Origin of the sequence: Ornithinimicrobium cerasi (assembly GCF_003702705.1) — a bacterium.
In the GTDB taxonomy this organism is placed as follows: Bacteria; Actinomycetota; Actinomycetes; order Actinomycetales; family Dermatophilaceae; genus Ornithinicoccus; species Ornithinicoccus cerasi.
This window is the reverse complement of record NZ_QZMN01000002.1, coordinates 248,711-264,967: the sequence shown is the minus strand read 5'-3', so window position 1 is coordinate 264,967 and position 16,257 is coordinate 248,711. Positions and strand designations below refer to the sequence as shown.

At 73.0% G+C, this 16,257-nt stretch carries 13 protein-coding genes; 8 read left to right on the top strand and 5 right to left on the bottom strand.

The window, feature by feature from the left end; translation table 11 throughout:
• Positions 1 to 59: 59 nt before the first annotated feature.
• From pgl to D4B81_RS03110, 5 genes are read right to left on the bottom strand one after another with little or no spacing between them, the layout of a single operon-like run.
• Positions 60 to 1,952 (bottom strand): 6-phosphogluconolactonase, encoded by a 1,893-nt coding sequence (gene pgl / locus D4B81_RS17970; RefSeq protein ID WP_161964972.1) that lies wholly within the window; start codon positions 1,950 to 1,952, stop codon positions 60 to 62.
• Positions 1,949 to 3,502, bottom strand: coding sequence for a glucose-6-phosphate dehydrogenase (zwf, locus tag D4B81_RS03125; protein WP_122261037.1), 1,554 nt, complete (start codon positions 3,500 to 3,502; stop codon positions 1,949 to 1,951). Before zwf ends, pgl begins: the two co-directional genes overlap by 4 nt.
• Positions 3,499 to 5,151: a glucose-6-phosphate isomerase gene (locus tag D4B81_RS03120; RefSeq protein ID WP_122261036.1), complete on the bottom strand. Its 1,653-nt coding sequence runs from the start codon at positions 5,149 to 5,151 to the stop codon at positions 3,499 to 3,501. Before D4B81_RS03120 ends, zwf begins: the two co-directional genes overlap by 4 nt.
• Entirely contained in the window at positions 5,148 to 6,314 is a 1,167-nt protein-coding gene (gene tal / locus D4B81_RS03115; protein WP_122261035.1) for a transaldolase, read from the bottom strand. The genes D4B81_RS03120 and tal overlap by 4 nt, the downstream gene beginning before the upstream one ends.
• A 9-nt stretch (positions 6,315 to 6,323) precedes the next feature.
• On the bottom strand, positions 6,324 to 8,630 hold the full coding sequence (locus tag D4B81_RS03110) for a transketolase family protein (protein ID WP_122261034.1): 2,307 nt from the start codon (positions 8,628 to 8,630) through the stop codon (positions 6,324 to 6,326).
• A 233-nt stretch (positions 8,631 to 8,863) separates the two neighbouring features.
• Between D4B81_RS03110 and D4B81_RS03105 the strand changes: the two genes are divergently transcribed.
• The 8 genes from D4B81_RS03105 to D4B81_RS03070 all read left to right on the top strand — a co-directional run bounded on the left by D4B81_RS03105 (position 8,864) and on the right by D4B81_RS03070 (position 16,234).
• Positions 8,864 to 9,829, top strand: coding sequence for a heme o synthase (locus tag D4B81_RS03105; protein WP_419866230.1), 966 nt, complete (start codon positions 8,864 to 8,866; stop codon positions 9,827 to 9,829).
• Between the two features lie 25 nt (positions 9,830 to 9,854).
• Positions 9,855 to 10,850 carry a COX15/CtaA family protein gene (locus D4B81_RS03100; RefSeq protein WP_122261033.1) on the top strand — a complete coding sequence of 332 codons (996 nt, stop codon included), beginning with the start codon at positions 9,855 to 9,857 and terminating at the stop codon, positions 10,848 to 10,850.
• Positions 10,851 to 10,876: 26 nt separating this feature from the next.
• Positions 10,877 to 11,569, top strand: coding sequence for an ABC transporter ATP-binding protein (locus tag D4B81_RS03095; RefSeq protein WP_122261124.1), 693 nt, complete (start codon positions 10,877 to 10,879; stop codon positions 11,567 to 11,569).
• Positions 11,566 to 12,345 (top strand): ABC transporter permease, encoded by a 780-nt coding sequence (locus D4B81_RS03090; RefSeq protein WP_122261032.1) that lies wholly within the window; start codon positions 11,566 to 11,568, stop codon positions 12,343 to 12,345. Before D4B81_RS03095 ends, D4B81_RS03090 begins: the two co-directional genes overlap by 4 nt.
• 169 nt (positions 12,346 to 12,514) lie before the next feature.
• Complete coding sequence (locus D4B81_RS03085; RefSeq protein ID WP_237565775.1) at positions 12,515 to 13,252, top strand: helix-turn-helix transcriptional regulator; 738 nt, start codon at positions 12,515 to 12,517, stop codon at positions 13,250 to 13,252.
• On the top strand, positions 13,249 to 14,670 hold the full coding sequence (gene sufB / locus D4B81_RS03080) for a Fe-S cluster assembly protein SufB (RefSeq protein ID WP_097187536.1): 1,422 nt from the start codon (positions 13,249 to 13,251) through the stop codon (positions 14,668 to 14,670). The genes D4B81_RS03085 and sufB overlap by 4 nt, the downstream gene beginning before the upstream one ends.
• Positions 14,670 to 15,896: a Fe-S cluster assembly protein SufD gene (gene sufD / locus D4B81_RS03075; protein WP_122261030.1), complete on the top strand. Its 1,227-nt coding sequence runs from the start codon at positions 14,670 to 14,672 to the stop codon at positions 15,894 to 15,896. Before sufB ends, sufD begins: the two co-directional genes overlap by 1 nt.
• Positions 15,893 to 16,234 (top strand): Rieske 2Fe-2S domain-containing protein, encoded by a 342-nt coding sequence (locus tag D4B81_RS03070; RefSeq protein WP_122261029.1) that lies wholly within the window; start codon positions 15,893 to 15,895, stop codon positions 16,232 to 16,234. Before sufD ends, D4B81_RS03070 begins: the two co-directional genes overlap by 4 nt.
• Positions 16,235 to 16,257: the final 23 nt, after the last annotated feature.

Below are 16,257 nucleotides of genomic sequence, written 5' to 3'. Positions count from 1 at the left end.
CCGTCTGAGCCGCGGGGACGCGGGGAGGGCCGACCGTCCGCACGCCACGACGTGCGCGCTCACCCCGTGCGGGAGCCTTCCAGCACGGTGGAGGGTGCGCAGGCCTCGTCGACCCACCACACCGTCTCGTCGCGCCCGCGGACGCACGACGCGGGCAGCTCGGGGTCGTCCCGCGCGGCGAGGGCCCGGTCGACCGCCTCCGCCTTGTCCTCACCGGCGACGACGAGCCAGACGGCGCGGCCGGAGCTCAGCGCCGGCAGCGTCAGCGTGACCCGCATCGGCGGGTCCTTGGGCGAGTCCGGCACCGCCGCGGTCGTCACGGACGTCAGCCGCAGCTGCGGGCTGCCGGGGAACAGCGAGGCGACGTGCGCGTCGGGCCCGACGCCGAGGAGCACCACGTCGAGCTCGGGGACCGCGACCCGTCCGGCCTCGGCGGCCGGCTCCACCGGGGCGGCGTGCTCAGCCAGTGCCGTGGCGTAGCGCGCGGCGGCCTCGGCCAGCCGCTGCGGTGAGCGGCCCGAAGGCGCGCGGTGGACGTTACGCCGCAGGACCGGGACCTCGCCCAGGCCGGCCTCGTCCGCCTGGGCGTCGTTGCGGTCCGGGCTCCCCGACGGGACGAAGCGTTCGTCACCCCACCACAGGTGGACCTCACGCCAGACCGCGCGGTCGAGATCGCCGGCACGGCCGCGGCGGGCGAGCGACTCGACGACGGCCGAACCCATCGACCCTCCGGTCAGCACGACGTGGGCCTCGCCGCGGTCGGCTACCGCGGCCTCCACGCGACGGACGAGCTCGGAGACGACGGCGTCGGCGAGCGAGACCTTGTCGGGGTGGACCCGCACGTCCGAGCGCCGGGCCGACTCCAGACCCTCCACGACCCGGTCACGCACGCCGTCGCGGGTCGTGTCGTCGGAGGGGGGTGGACCGGTGAGGCGGGAGGATGCCACCTGCCGCCGGCCGGAGGTGTCGATGCTCGCGGGTCCGTCGGGCGCCCGTCCGGCACCGACCGCCTCCTGCCGCGACCCGCTGCGGCGCACGAGCGGGATGCCCTCGCACAGCGCGGACGCGTAGACCTCGTCGGCGTCGAGCCGGCGCAGCTCCTCCGCGAGGGATTCCGCCAGTGACGGGGTGTGCAGGGCGACGAGACGGGGGAGGCTGTCCACCCGGCTGAGCGTCGCGGTGTCGGTGCCGTCGTCGCTGCGCACGAGGTCCACCGGACCGGACGCGCGGTCGAGCCGGACGCTCACCAGCCCCGTGCCCGAGCCGCTGCGGGCGAGGGAGACGGGGGTGCGGAGGGCGTGCGCGAGCCAGCCGGCGAGCAGCTCCGCACTGGGGTCACCGGCCTCGGCGACGACGGTGGCGGAGTCGACCGGCTCGTACGGAGCGCCCTCCAGCGACGCCGCCAGGAGCGCGCGCCAGCGGGTGATCCTCGTCCAGGCCAGGTCGGTGTCGCCCGGCCGGTAGGTCCGGGCCCTGCGGCGCAGCTCGGTGGTCCCGTCGCGCCCTTCGGCAGCCGCGTCGGTGATCCGACGGTGCGCCATCTGGCCCACGGGGGAGTCGGCGACGTCCTTGGGTGCCTCCCCGGGCCACCAGGCGACGATGGGTGAGTCGGGCAGCAGCAGCGGCGTGACGACCGCCGCCTGCTGCCGGGTGAGGTCGCCGTAGAGGCGGAGCACGACGATCTCGCTGGCGCCCGCGTCCCCGCCCACCCTGATCTGGGCGTCCAGGCGCCCCTTCCCGCGGCTGTTGGCGGAGACGACCACGACGATCCGGGCCGGGTGCAGGCGCGTCGCGTCGTTGGCCGCCTGCAGCGCGGCGTCGGCGTCGTCCTCGTCCACCGAGACGATGAGCGTCAGGACCCGCCCCATCGCCATCGCTCCGACGTCGTTGCGCAGCCGCAGGAGCTCCTTGACCACCGTCGAGGTGGAGGTGCTGGGCAGGTCCCGGATCACGGCAGCCTCCACTCGCGGCCGTCGCGCCGCATCAGCTCGTCGGCGGACACAGGGCCCCACGTGCCGGCGACGTAGTCCTCGGGCGGCGTGCCGCTCGCTCGCCAGTGCTCGATGATCGGGTCGAGGATGCGCCAGGAGGACTCGACCTCCTCGTGCCGGGGGAAGAGCGGCGGCTCCCCGAGCAGCACGTCCAGGATGAGCCGTTCGTAGGCCTCCGGGCTGGACTCGGTGAAGGAGGCGCCGTAGCCGAAGTCCATCGTCACGTCCCGCACCTCCATCTGGCTGCCCGGCACCTTGGAGCCGAAGCGCATGGTCACGCCCTCGTCGGGCTGGACCCTGACCACCACGGCGTTCTGGCCCAGCTCCTCGGTGGCCGTGTCGGTGAACGGCAGGTGCGGCGCCCGCTTCAGGACGACGGCGATCTCCGTCACCCGCTTGCCCAGACGTTTTCCGGTGCGCAGGTAGAACGGGACACCGGCCCACCGGCGCGTGTGCACCTCGACCTTCATCGCGGCATACGTCTCGGTGGTCGAGCCCGCGTCGACCCCGTCCTCCTCGAGGTAACCGCGGACCCTCTCGTCCCCCTGCCACCCTGCGGAGTAGCGGCCGCGGGCGGACGAGCGGTCCAGGTCGTCCAGCAGCCGGACGGAGGCGAGGACCTTCTCCTTCTCCGAGCGCACCGCGTCGGCGGTGAAGGCGATCGGGGCCTCCATCGCCGTCAGCGCCAGGAGCTGGAGCAGGTGGTTCTGGATGACGTCACGCGCCGCGCCGACCGTGTCGTAGTAGCCGGCGCGCCCGCCGATCCCGATGTCCTCGGCCATCGTGATCTGCACGTGGTCGACGTAGTGGCTGTTCCAGACCGGCTCGAACATCTGGTTGGCGAAACGCAGCGCCAGGAGGTTCTGCACCGTCTCCTTGCCGAGGTAGTGGTCGATCCGGAAGATCGAGTCCGCGGGGAAGACGCCCTCCACGATGGCGTTGAGCTGCTGCGCGCTCCCGAGGTCGTGGCCGAACGGCTTCTCGATGACCACGCGGCGCCAGGTGCCGGGCCGCGGGTCCGAGAGCCCGGAGCGCTGCAACTGCGAGCAGACCGGGGCGAACCAGTCGGGCGGGATCGAGAGGTAGAAGGCGTGGTTCCCGCCGGTGCCCCGCTCCCGGTCGAGCGCGTGGACGGTGCGGGCCAGCAGCTCGAAGGCCTCGGCGTCGTCGAAGGCGCCCGGCACGAACCGGAAACCCTCGGCCAGAGAGCGCCAGACCTCCTCGCGGAAGGGCGTCCTGGCGTGCGCCCGGACCGAGTCGTGCACGATCCGGGCGAAGTCCTGGTCGGCCCACTCCCGCCGCGCGAACCCGACGAGGGAGAAGCCGGGCGGCAGCAGGCCCCGGTTGGCCAGGTCGTAGATCGCCGGCATCAGCTTCTTGCGGGCCAGGTCTCCCGTCACCCCGAACATCACCATGCTGCACGGCCCGGCGATGCGCGGGAGGCGCTTGTCGTCCGGGTCGCGCAACGGGTTGGAGTCAGCGGTGACAGGGGCCGGGACGCGGGTGCTCACCCGGAGATCGCCTGCCGCAGCTGGGCCAGGCCCTGCCCCTGGTCGATCAGGTGCAGCCGGAGCACGGGCCGCCCGTGCTCGGCCAGCACGGCGGCGTCGCCCGCTGCCTGCGCGGCGATGAACTCCCCGAAGGTGAAGTCCTTGCCGGGCACCGCCAGGTCCTCGGCCGGCTCACCGGTCACCTGCAGGAACACCCCCTGCGCCGGCCCGCCCTTGTGGTACTGGCCGGTCGAGTGCAGGAAGCGCGGACCCCAGCCGAAGGTCACCGGTCGTCCAGTGCGACGCACGAGGTCGGCCTGGACGGAGGCGAGCCCAGCGCGCTCGAGCCGGTCCAGGTAGACCATCACGGCCAGGTAGCCGTCCGCGGGGTCGAGCTCGCCGAGAAGAGCCTCCAGTGCCTGCCCGACGGTGGTCGCGCCGGCCGGCAGCCAGCTGCCGCCCCGCACCTGCACCGCACCGTCGACGAGGGTGGGTGCGGCCTCGGCGCCCGAGCCGGCGGCCATGATCTCGCGGGCGGCATTCTTGGCGCTCTCCACGTCCGGCTGGTCGAACGGGTTGATCCCCAGCAGGCGGCCGGCGACCACGGTCGCCACCTCCCAGAGGAGGAGCTGGGCGCCGAGCGAGCCGGCGACGCTGACGAGCGAACCGGCCGCGGTCGCCTCGGGTATGGCGATCTCCTCGCCGTCAGCGTGGCCGTCGTCAATGTCCTCGGGCGCGAGGACGACCACCGTGCAGTCCGAGGGGTCGGCGATGCCCTCGGTCGGCGCCTGCCCCGGGGGGGTGACCACGGGGAGCACGCCCCGGCCGGACTTGCCCGTGGACTCGGCGATGAGCTGCTCGGCCCAGTCCCCGAGCCCGACGACGTTGGACCCGGCATCGGCGAGCAGCAGCTTGTCACGCAGGGGCTCGGTGCCCGCGAGGGCGGCGCCCAGTCGGAGCCCGGGGTTGCCCGGGTCGTCGTCCGCGAGGAGGTCGGCGACCTCCTCCGCCTCGTCGAGCAGGGCGCCGACGTCGACGCCTGCCAGCCCCGACGGCACGAGACCGAAGGCGGTCAGGGCGGAGTAGCGCCCGCCGACGTCGGGGTCGGCGTTGACCACCCGGTAGCCGTCGGCCCGGGACTGCTGGTCGAGCGGGCTGCCGGGGTCGGTGACCACGACCACCCGCTCCGTGGGGTCGAGTCCGGCGCGGGAGAACGCGTCGACGAAGGCCCGCCGCTGGCTGTCGGTCTCCAGGGTGGAGCCTGACTTGGAGGAGACGACCACGGCGGTGCCGTCCAGGTCCTCCTCCAGGACGGCCCGCACCATGTCGGGGTCCGAGCTGTCGAGCACCACGAGGGGCACCCCGGCGGTGGCGCAGATGACCTCGGGCGCCAGGGAGGAACCCCCCATGCCGCACAGCACGACGCGGGTGACACCGCGGACGCGCAGCTGCTCGCGCAGGGCCTCGATCTCGCCCACCAGCGGACGGGAGGTGCGGGCCAGCCCGACCCAGGAGAGGCGGACCTCGGCCTCCGCCTCCGCGTCCGGACCCCAGAGCGTGGCGTCCTTTGCGAAGAGCCGGGAGGCGAACCGCTCCTCCACGAGCGGGCCCAGGTGGCGCTCCACGGCGTCGGCGGCGGCCCCGACGGCCTGGACGGTGAGGGTGCTCACGCGTCCGCCACCGCCTTGTCGAGCTCGGTCTGCACGCTCTCCAGCAGCTCGGCCCAGGACTTCTCGAACTTGTCCACGCCCTCGGTCTCCAGCAGCTCCACCACCTCCGCGTAGGACACACCCACGCGCTCGAGGTCGTCGAGGACCTGCTGCGCCTCGGCGTAGCGGCCGGTGATGGTGTCGCCGGTCAGCTCGCCGTGGTCCACCGTGGCCTCCAGCGTCTTGCTCGGCATCGTGTTGACGGTGCTGGCCGCGACGAGCTCGGTGACGTAGAGGGTGTCGGGGTAGTCGGGGTTCTTGACCCCGGTGCTGGCCCAGAGGGGACGCTGCACGTGCGCCCCGTCGTCGGCGAGGTTCTGCCAGCGCGGCGTGGAGAAGACCTCCTCGAAGGCCTGGTAGGCCAGGCGGGCGTTGGCCAGGCCGGCCCTGCCCCGCAGCGCCAGCGCCTCCTCGGAGCCGATCTCCTCCAGCCGCCCGTCGATCTCGGCGTCCACGCGGGACACGAAGAAGCTGGCGACGGAGTGGATCGTGGACAGGTCCTTGCCGTGCTCACGGGCCTGCTCGAGGCCGGTGAGGTAGGCGTTCATCACCCCGCGGTAGCGGTCGAGCCCGAAGATCAGCGTGACGTTGACGCTGATGCCCTCGGCGAGGGTCTGGGCGATGGCGGGCAGCCCCTCGACGGTGGCCGGGATCTTCACCAGCAGGTTGGGCCGGTCGATCTCGGCCCACAGCCGCTTCGCCATCTCGACGGTGCCCCGGGTGTCCTTGGCCAGCCGGGGGTCGACCTCGATCGAGACCCGGCCGTCGAGGCCGTCCGTGGCGGCGTGGACGGGCGCGAGCACGTCGCAGGCGTTGCGGACGTCCTCGGTCGTCAGGGCGAAGACGGCCTCGTCGACGGTGCTGCCGGCCAGGGTCGCCACCTGGGCGCTGTAGGCGTCGCCCTCGGACAGGGCCGTCGCGAAGATCGTCGGGTTGGTGGTGACGCCGAGGACGCCGCGCTCGACGTACTCCTGCAGGTCACCGTCGGCGATCATCGGTCGGTTGAGGTCATCGAGCCAGACGGACACGCCGGCGTCCGCGAGCTCGTGCAGGGTGGTGCGGGTGGCCTCGCTGCCGGCGGTGTCGTCGTCGTGGGGGTCAGCGGTGGGCTTGGCGTCGTTCATCGTCGCTCCTCAGTTCTGCGTCTCGTCGGTGGACCGGGTGCCGCCGTCTCCGGCGTCCCCCAGCGTGCTCTCGTCGTCGGTGGGCTCGTGCGGGGTGGAGTGCCCGGGGGCCGAGGACGCCTCGCCGGAGGCGGCCCGCAGCGACTCGCGGGCTGCGGCTGCGACCGTCTCGAGGGTGATGCCGAACTCGCGGTAGAGGGTCTTCTCGTCGGCCGAGGCCCCGAAGTGCTCCAGGCTGACGATCCGTCCGGCGTCACCGACGAGCTCGCGCCAGCCCTGGGCGATCCCGGCCTCGACCGAGACCCGGGCCCGGACGGCCGGGGGCAGCACCGTGTCGCGGTAGGCCTGGTCCTGCGCGTCGAACCACTCGCGGCAGGGCATCGAGACGACCCGCGTGGGGATGCCGGCGGCCTGCAGCTCCGCCCTGGCCCCGACGGCGAGCTGCACCTCGGAACCGGTGCCGATGAGGACGACCTGGGGCTCGCCCCCGTCCGCCTCCGCGAGGACGTACCCGCCGCGCGCGGTGCCCTCGGCTGCTCCCATGACGGTCCGGTCGAAGGTGGGGACGTTCTGGCGGGTCAGCGCCAGGGCGGCGGGGTGGTCGACCGTGGCCAGGATCGTGCGCCACGCGACCGCGGTCTCGTTGGCGTCGGCCGGCCGCACCACGTCGAGACCCGGGATCGCCCGCAGGGCGGCGAGGTGCTCCACCGGCTGGTGGGTCGGCCCGTCCTCGCCCAGCCCGATGCTGTCGTGCGTCCAGACGTAGATCACCGGGAGCTGCTGCACCGCGGCCAGCCGCACGGCCGGGCGCATGTAGTCGGAGAAGACCAGGAAGGTGCCGCCGTAGGGGCGGGTGAGTCCCTCCAGGACGATGCCGTTGAGGATCATCCCCATCCCGTGCTCGCGGATGCCGAAGTGCAGGGTGCGACCGTAGCGGTGGCCGGGGAACATGCTCGTGGCCCTGGACTCGGGGACGAAGCTGGGCTCACCCTTCATCGTCGTGTTGTTGGACCCCGCGAGGTCGGCGGACCCGCCCCACAGCTCGGGCATCACGGGCGCGAGGGCCGTGAGCACCTCGCCGGAGGCTTTGCGGGTGGCCATCCCCTTCTCGTCGGCGTCGAAGACGGGCAGCGCGGCGTCGAGGCCCTCGGGGAGCTCCTTGGCCAGCAACCGGTCGAGCAGCGACGCGGACTCCGGGTTCGCGGCGCGCCAGGCGTCGAAGGACTCCTGCCAGGTGGCGTGCGCCTGCTGCCCGCGCTCCACGACGCGCCGGGCGTGCGCGAGCACCTCCGGCTCCTCCGGGAAGGTCTGCCCCGGGTCGAAGCCGAGCAGCGTCTTGGTCGCGGCGATCTCGTCCGACCCCAGGGCCGAGCCGTGCGAGGCGCCGGTGTCCTGCGCCGTCGGGGCGGGCCAGGCGATGACCGTGCGCAGCACGATGAGGGTGGGCCGGTCGGTGCGGGTGCGGGAGGCCTGCAGCGCGGCATGGAGGGTGTCGACGTCCTCCACGTAGCCGCCCTCGCGTGTCTGCACACCCTCGCGGTCCTCCGTCGCCCCACCGCTGTCGCCCGCGCTGCCGCGCCAGTCGATGGTCTCGACGTGCCAGCCGTAGGCCTCGTAGCGCTTGCCGACGTCCTCGCTGAAGGAGATGTCGGTGTCGTCCTCGATCGAGATGAAGTTCTGGTCGTAGACCACCGTGAGGTTGGCCAGCTCCTGGTGCCCGGCCAGGGAGCTGGCCTCGGAGCTGACCCCCTCCATCAGGTCGCCGTCGGAGGCGACGACCCACACGTGGTGGTCGAACGGCGACTCCCCGGGGGCGGCGTCCGGGTCGAGCATCCCGCGCTGACGGCGCTGGGCCATCGCCATGCCCACGGCGCTGGCCAGCCCGGAACCCAGCGGGCCGGTGGTGATCTCGACACCGGTGGTGTGGTGCACCTCCGGGTGGCCGGGGGTCTTGCTGCCCCAGGTGCGCAGTGCCTTCAGGTCCGACATCTCCAGGCCGTAGCCGGACAGGTAGAGCTGGAGGTACTGCGTCAGGCTCGAGTGCCCGGCGGAGAGGACGAACCGGTCCCGACCCAGCCAGTGGGGGTCGGACGGGTCGTGCCGCATGACGTTCTGGTAGAGGAGGTAGGCCAGCGGCGCCAGGCTCATCGCGGTGCCGGGGTGCCCGTTCCCGACGTTCTCGACGGCGTCCGCCGCGAGCACCCGGACGGTGTCGACGGCGCGGACGTCCAGGTCTGTCCACCCCACCTCGTCGGCGACAGGCCGGGACAGGCTCTCGTCGCGGCCGGCGGTGGGGGAGAGGGCGGTGTCGCTCACGAGCTGTTCCTCCTGGTGCGGGACGGCAGGTGCCGGGACCGACGAGAGGAGCCCGGCGGCATACCTGCGACCTTAGTGCTTCGCCCTCACGAGCGCCCTCGTTGCCGTCTCTTGCCCGGGCCGCCCCTGGCCCCCCGCCGCGCGTCGGGGCGGGGTACCCGACCGAGTACCATCGAGCGGAGAGCGTCGTGCCGACGCCGACCCACGACGACACCGCCCTCCCGAAGGACACCGTGACCACGCTCGACCCGCACCCGCTGCCCGACGGCTCCGCGGAGGCGCCTCCGTCGGGGCAGGGCCAGGAGGGCTGGCGCCAGGTCGTGCGGGACTACGTCGCCCTCACCAAGCCGCGGATCATCGAGCTGCTCCTCGTCACCACCTTCCCGGTGATGTTCCTCGCCCAGCGCGGGGTCCCCCCGGTCTGGCTCATCGTCACCACCCTCGTCGGGGGGACCCTCGCGGCCGCCTCGGCCAACGTCCTGAACTGCTACCTGGACCGCGACATCGACGCGCGGATGCACCGCACGTCCAACCGCCCGCTGGTCACCGGGCGGGTGCGGCCTCGCGACGCGCTCGTCTTCGGCGCCGTCCTGGGGGTGGCCTCGGTGCTCTGGCTGGGGCTGCTGGTCAACTGGCTCTCGGCCTGGCTGGCCCTCGGCGCGATCCTCCTCTACGTCGTCTTCTACACGGTCCTCCTCAAACGGCGGACCAGCCAGAACATCGTCTGGGGAGGGGTGGCCGGCTGCATGCCGGTGCTCATCGGCTGGTCGGCGGTGACCGACTCGCTGTCCTGGGCGGCCCTGATCCTCTTCCTCGTGGTCTTCTTCTGGACGCCGCCGCACTACTGGCCCCTGTCCATGCGCTTCCGGGACGACTACGCCGCGGCCGGTGTGCCGATGCTCCCCGTGGTCGCCGAGGACGTCGCGGTGGGTCGCCGGATCGTCGTCTACGCGTGGGTCACCGTGCTGGCCTCCCTGCTGCTCGTCCCGGTGGCCCCCATGGGGTGGATCTACACGGTGACCGCGGTCGTCTCCGGGGCGCTGTTCGTCCTCGAGTCGCACCGGTTGCACGGGCGGGCCCGCGCCGGCGTCAGCGGACCGCAGCTGGGGGCGATGCGCCTCTTCCACTACTCGATCAGCTACCTGACGCTGCTCTTCCTCGGCGTGGCCGTGGACCCGCTGCTGCACCTGCCCCTCTGACGACCCCGACACCGGAGCCCGACCGATGACCACCCAGGCGCCCCCGCGGCCGACCTCCCGCCTGCTGCCGACCGAGCCGGACGGCTGGGTCCGGGCGACGGCCTGGTTCTCGCTGACCGCCAACGCCCTGCTCGTGCTCACCGGCGGCCTGGTGCGACTCACCGGCTCCGGCCTCGGCTGCCCCACCTGGCCCCGCTGCACGGACGACTCGTGGACCTCGACCGCCGAGATGGGGATGCACGGCGCCATCGAGTTCGGCAACCGCCTGCTCACCTTCCTCGTCGCCCTGGCCGCCCTGCTCGCCTTCCTCGCGGTGGTCCGTCAGCGTCGGCGGCACCCGGACCTCTTCGTGCTCGCCCTGGGCATCGGGCTCGGCGTCGTCGTGCAGGCCGTCGTGGGCGGGGTGACGGTCCGCACCGGTCTCAACCCGTGGGTCGTCGGCGTGCACTTCGTGCTCTCGGCACTGATGATCGCGGCCGCCGCGGTGCTGGTATGCCGTGCCCGGCGCCTCTCCCTGCCCGCTGTCGCCCGCACCGAGCGGGGCGGCCAGGTCACCGGTCCGGCAGCACGCACCCTGCGCGGCCTGGCCGTGGTGCTGGGCGTGCTGACCTTCGTCGTCATCTATGTCGGCACCCTGGTGACGGGGACCGGTCCGCACGCGGGGGACTCCGGCGAGGTGGCCCGGCACGCCTTCGACCCCTACTGGATCACCCGGTTCCACACCGCACCGGCCTACCTGCTGCTCGCCGGCACCGTCGGGGCCGTGGTCCTGGGGGTCAGGGACAGCTGGCCCGCCCCCCTGCGACGCCTCGTCCTCGCCCTCCTCGTCGTCCTGGTGCTGCAGGCGCTCGTCGGCTACTACCAGTTCTTCTCCGGGCTGCCGGTGGCGGCGGTCGCGCTCCACCTGGTGGGGGCGGCGGTGCTCGCCGCCCTCGCGGCAGCGGTCGTCGACACCGCCCTGGCGGTGAGCCGTGCCGAGGTGACGGTGCCGGAGCCCGTGGCCGGCCCGGCGGTCCGGTGAGCGTGAGCACGACCCCCGCCCTCGTCATGCACGACGTGACGCGGCGCTTCGGGAGCACGGTCGCCCTCGACGGGCTCTCCTGGTCGGCCAGGTCCGGCGAGGTCACGTGCGTCCTGGGGCCGAACGGGGCGGGGAAGACGACGGCCGTCGAGATCGCGACCGGCCTGCAGCGCCCCGACTCCGGCCGGGTGGAGGTCCTGGGCTCCGACCCGTGGGGCGCCGACGCCGAGCACCGGGCCCGGGTCGGCGTCATGCTGCAGGACGGCGGGCTGCCCCAGTCGGTGCGACCGGTCGCGCTGCTGCGGCACGTCGCCCAGTTCTGGACCGACCCGCTCGACGTCGACGACCTGGCCGCGCGCCTCGGCATCGACGCCTTCGCCGGCACCCCGGTCCGGCGCCTGTCCGGCGGGCAGCGCCAGCGGGTGTCGCTCGCCACCGCCCTGCTCGGTCGTCCTGACATCCTCTTCCTCGACGAGCCGACCGCCGGCCTGGACCCGCACGCGCGGCGCGAGGTCCACAGCATCGTCCGGGAGGTCGCGGACGGGGGCACCGCCACGGTCGTCACCACCCACAGCTTCGAGGAGGCCGAGCGTCTCGCCGACCGCGTCGTGGTGGTCGTGGGCGGTCGTTGCGCCGCGGACGGCACCCTGGCCGAGGTCGCCGGTGGCGGGGGCCTGGAGCACACCTACTTCTCGCTCACCGACGGGGCCGTGCGATGACCTCGACCGCGGCCCCGACCCGGGCCGCCCGGCCCCTGGCCCGCGTCCTGGCGCAGGCGCGGTTCGAGACGGCCGGCCTCCTGCGTCACGGTGAGCAGCTGCTGGTCTCGCTGGTTCTCCCGCTGCTGGCGCTCCTCGCGCTCGTGCACGTGCCCTACCCGGACCTGTCCGTGGGGCCCTGGGCGGGGGTGGAGAGGGTCGACGTGGTCGTGCCCGGCGTCCTGGCGCTGGCGGTGATGTCGACGGCGTTCACCGGTCAGGCCATCCTGCTGGGCTTCGAGCGTCGCTGGGGCGTGCTGAGGCTGCTGGGCACCACACCGCTGGGTCGTGGTGGGCTGCTGCTGGCGAAGGCCCTGTCGGTACTGGTCGTCGTCGCTGTCCAGATGACCGTCCTCGGAGCGGTCGGCGTGGCGCTCGGCTGGCGTCCCACGCCCGCCGGGCTGGCACCGGCGGCGGTCGTGGTCGTCCTGGGGGTGGCGGCGTTCGCGCTGCTCGCCGCGTGCCTCGGCGGGGCGTTGCGTGCGGAGGCGGTGCTGGCCCTGGCCAACCTGGTGTGGGTGCTCCTCGCCGGTGCGGGTGGCGTGCTGCTGCCCGCGGGGATGCTGCCCGGTGGCCTCGGGGCCGTGGTGTCGCTGCTGCCCTCGGCCGCCCTCGGCGACGGGCTGCGCTCGGCTCTGCTGGACGGCGCCTGGGACTGGCCGGCACTCTGCCTCCTGGTCCTGTGGGCGGCCCTGGCCGGGCTCGTCGCCCGGCGTCTCCTGCGCTGGTCCGACTGACGGTCCCCCACCCCGGGTGGTGGAGGCGCGCCGCACGGCTGGCTTAGGCCAGCCTGCCTTGGACTCTGTCCCCGAAATAGGTCACAATGGGATGGTGAATTTGGCTGACGTGCACACCGAGTCCCGTACGCGGGACCGTGTCCGTCTGGCCGTGGGGGAGCAGGGCCCGGTGACCGCCAGCACGCTGGCCGGGGAGCTGGGGCTCACCCCAGCGGCCGTCCGCCGGCACCTGGACGCCCTCGGCGACGCGGGCCTGATCGCCGCCCACGAGGCCGGGAGCGGGGGCCGGCGGGGCCGGGGTCGACCCGCGCGGGCCTACGTCCTCACCGCCCTGGGTCAGGAGCAGTTCCGCACCACCTACGACGGTCTGGCCAGGGCCGCCCTCAACTACCTCGCCGACACGGCCGGCGGGGCGGCGGTGGACGACTTCGCCGAGCGCCAGATCCTCGAGCTCGAGGACCGGCTGCGGGTCCACCTGGATCGCCGGCTCGCCGAGACGGGCGCGGACCCCGACGACCTCGACGCCCGCGCCTCCGCCCTCGCGGTGGCGCTGTCGGCCGAGGGTTTCGCCGCGAGCGCCCGGCCCGTCGGCCAGGGGACCGGCCTCGCCGGGATCCAGCTGTGCCAGGGCCACTGCCCGGCGCTCGCCGTGGCCAGCGAGTTCCGCCACTTCTGCGACGCCGAGACCGATGCGATCGCGCGGCTGCTCGGCGTGCACGTCCAGCGCCTGGCCACCCTGGCCGGCGGTGAGCACGTGTGCACGACCTTCGTGCCCATCGGCGCCGTCGGCACCGGCCCGCCCAGCGACGAGGAACGCGCCAGGGCGCGCCCGTACGTCATACCCCGACCTGCTGACCACCACATCCTGCAAGACCATCCCGCCGAGAAGCGAGAGGACGTGCCATGAGCACCAACATCGAGGAGCTCAACCCCGGCCTGAAGGACCTGGGCCGCTACGAGTACGGCTGGGCCGACAGCGACCTGGCCGGAGCGACCGCACAGCGCGGTCTGTCCGAGGACGTCGTCCGCGGCATCTCCGGCCTGAAGGACGAGCCGAGCTGGATGCTCGAGCAGCGGCTCAAGGCGCTGCGCCTCTTCGGCAAGAAGCCGATGCCGCACTGGGGCGCCGACCTGTCGGACATCGACTTCGACAACATCAAGTACTTCGTCCGGTCCACCGAGAAGCAGGCCACCAGCTGGGAGGACCTGCCCGAGGACATCAAGAACACCTACGACCGCCTCGGCATCCCGGAGGCCGAGAAGCAGCGGCTGGTCTCCGGCGTGGCGGCGCAGTACGAGTCCGAGGTCGTCTACCACCAGATCCGGGAGGACCTGGAGGAGAAGGGCGTCATCTTCGTCGACACCGACAGCGGCCTGCGCGAGCACGAGGAGCTCTTCCGCGAGTACTTCGGCTCGGTCATCCCGTCGGGCGACAACAAGTTCTCCGCGCTCAACACCGCGGTCTGGTCCGGCGGCTCGTTCATCTACATCCCCAAGGGCGTGCACGTCGACATCCCGCTGCAGGCCTACTTCCGGATCAACACCGAGAACATGGGCCAGTTCGAGCGGACGCTGATCATCGCCGACGAGGACTCCTACGTGCACTACGTGGAGGGCTGCACCGCGCCGATCTACAAGACCGACAGCCTGCACAGCGCCGTCGTCGAGATCATCGTCAAGAAGAACGCCAGGGTCCGCTACACGACCATCCAGAACTGGTCGAACAACGTCTACAACCTCGTCACCAAGCGGGCGACCTGCGACGAGGGCGCGACCATGGAGTGGATCGACGGCAACATCGGGTCCAAGGTCACGATGAAGTACCCGGCCGTCTACCTCCTCGGCGAGCACTCGCGGGGTGAGACGCTCTCGATCGCCTTCGCCGGCGAGGGCCAGCACCAGGACGCGGGCTCGAAGATGGTGCACGCCGCACCGCACACCTCCTCGACCATCGTCAGCAAGTCGGTGGCCCGCGGCGGCGGCCGGTCCTCCTACCGGGGTCTGGTCCAGATCAACGAGGGGGCCCACCACAGCCGCTCCTCGGTGGTCTGCGACGCCCTGCTGGTCGACCAGATCTCCCGCTCCGACACCTACCCCTACGTCGACGTCCGCGAGGACGACGTGCAGATGGGCCACGAGGCGACCGTCTCCAAGGTGTCCGAGGACCAGATGTTCTACCTCATGTCCCGAGGCATGACCGAGACCGAGGCCATGGCGATGATCGTGCGCGGGTTCGTCGAGCCCATCGCGCGGGAGCTGCCCATGGAGTACGCCCTCGAGCTGAACCGCCTCATCGAGCTGCAGATGGAAGGAGCCGTCGGCTGATGTCGCTTCTGATCGACGACACCACGACGCACCAGGACCCCCAGGCCCAGCTGGGCGGCGACCACCGGATCCCGGACCAGTCCCGCGCCGCGCGCCACCGGTCCTTCGACGTCGAGACCTTCGCCGTGCCCACCGGGCGCGAGGAGGAGTGGCGCTTCACGCCGGTCGACCGGCTCGGCGGCGTCCTCACCGACGAACCGACCCAGGACCGGGAGGGCGACCCCGCCGCGGACTACGAGGTGCGGGCGCCGGCCGGCGTGACCGTGGGCACCCTCGCCCCCGGCGAGGCGCCGCGCGGCACCGTCCTGGTGCCGGAGGACCGCGGCGCCGCCGTGGCCAGCCGGAACACGACCGAGGCGCTGCACCTGAGCGTCCCGGCCGACCTCGAGCTCGCCGAACCGGTGCGCGTGCAGGTCGAGGGCCGCGGCGCTGGCCGGCGCAGCAACGCCCACTACGTGCTCGAGGCGGGTCGGCACAGCCGCGCGCTCGTCGTCCTCGACCACACCGGCGCCGCCGACCACACCGGCAACCTCGAGGTGATCGTCGGTGACGGTGCCGAGCTGACCGTCGTCTCGCTCCAGCGCTGGGACGACGGTGCGGTGCACCTCGCGCAGCACGAGGCCCTCGTCGGCCGCGACGCGACCTACAAGCACATCGCCGTCAGCCTGGGCGGCTCGATCGTGCGGATGAACTCCAACGTCCGCTACGCCGGCCCCGGCGGCGACGCGACCCTGCTCGGCGTCTACTTCGCTGACGCGGGACAGCACCTGGAGCACCGGTCGTTCGTGGACCACAACGCGCCGCGCTGCACCTCGCTGGTGACCTACAAGGGTGCGCTCCAGGGCCAGACCGCCCGCACCGTCTGGGTCGGTGACGTCCTGATCCGCCAGGAGGCGCAGGGCATCGAGACCTACGAGCTGAACCGCAACCTCGTCCTCACCGACGGCGCCCGCGCCGACTCCGTGCCCAACCTGGAGATCGAGACCGGCGACATCGCCGGCGCCGGTCACGCCAGCTCGACCGGCCGGTTCGACGACGAGCAGCTGTTCTACCTGATGTCCCGGGGCATCGACGAGGCGAACGCCCGCCGCCTCGTGGTCCGCGGCTTCTTCGCGGACATCATCGCCAAGATCGGGGTGCCCGAGGTCGTCGACCGGCTCATGGAGGCGATCGACGCCGAGCTGCAGCTGACCATGGTCAGCCAGCCCACGGAGACCGAGGGATGAGCTCTCCGGCAGGTGCCACCACGACCGACCCGGTCCGGGTCTGCAGCATCGCCGAGCTGCCCGAGGTCGGCGCGGTCCTCGCCGACCTCGGCGGGCGGCGGGTGACCATCGCGCGCGACTCGGCGGGCCACGTGCACGCCTTCGACGACACCTGCTCGCACGCCAACGTCAGCCTCGCCGAGGGCGAGCTGGAGGGCGAGCTCATCGAGTGCTGGCTGCACGGCTCGCAGTTCGACATGCGCACCGGCGAGCCCAAGCAGCTCCCCGCCACCTCGCCCATCGCGGTCCACACGGTCACCGTCGACGGGGATGACGTCTACGTCACCCTCTCCGACTGACCTCCCCCCACCTTCACGACATA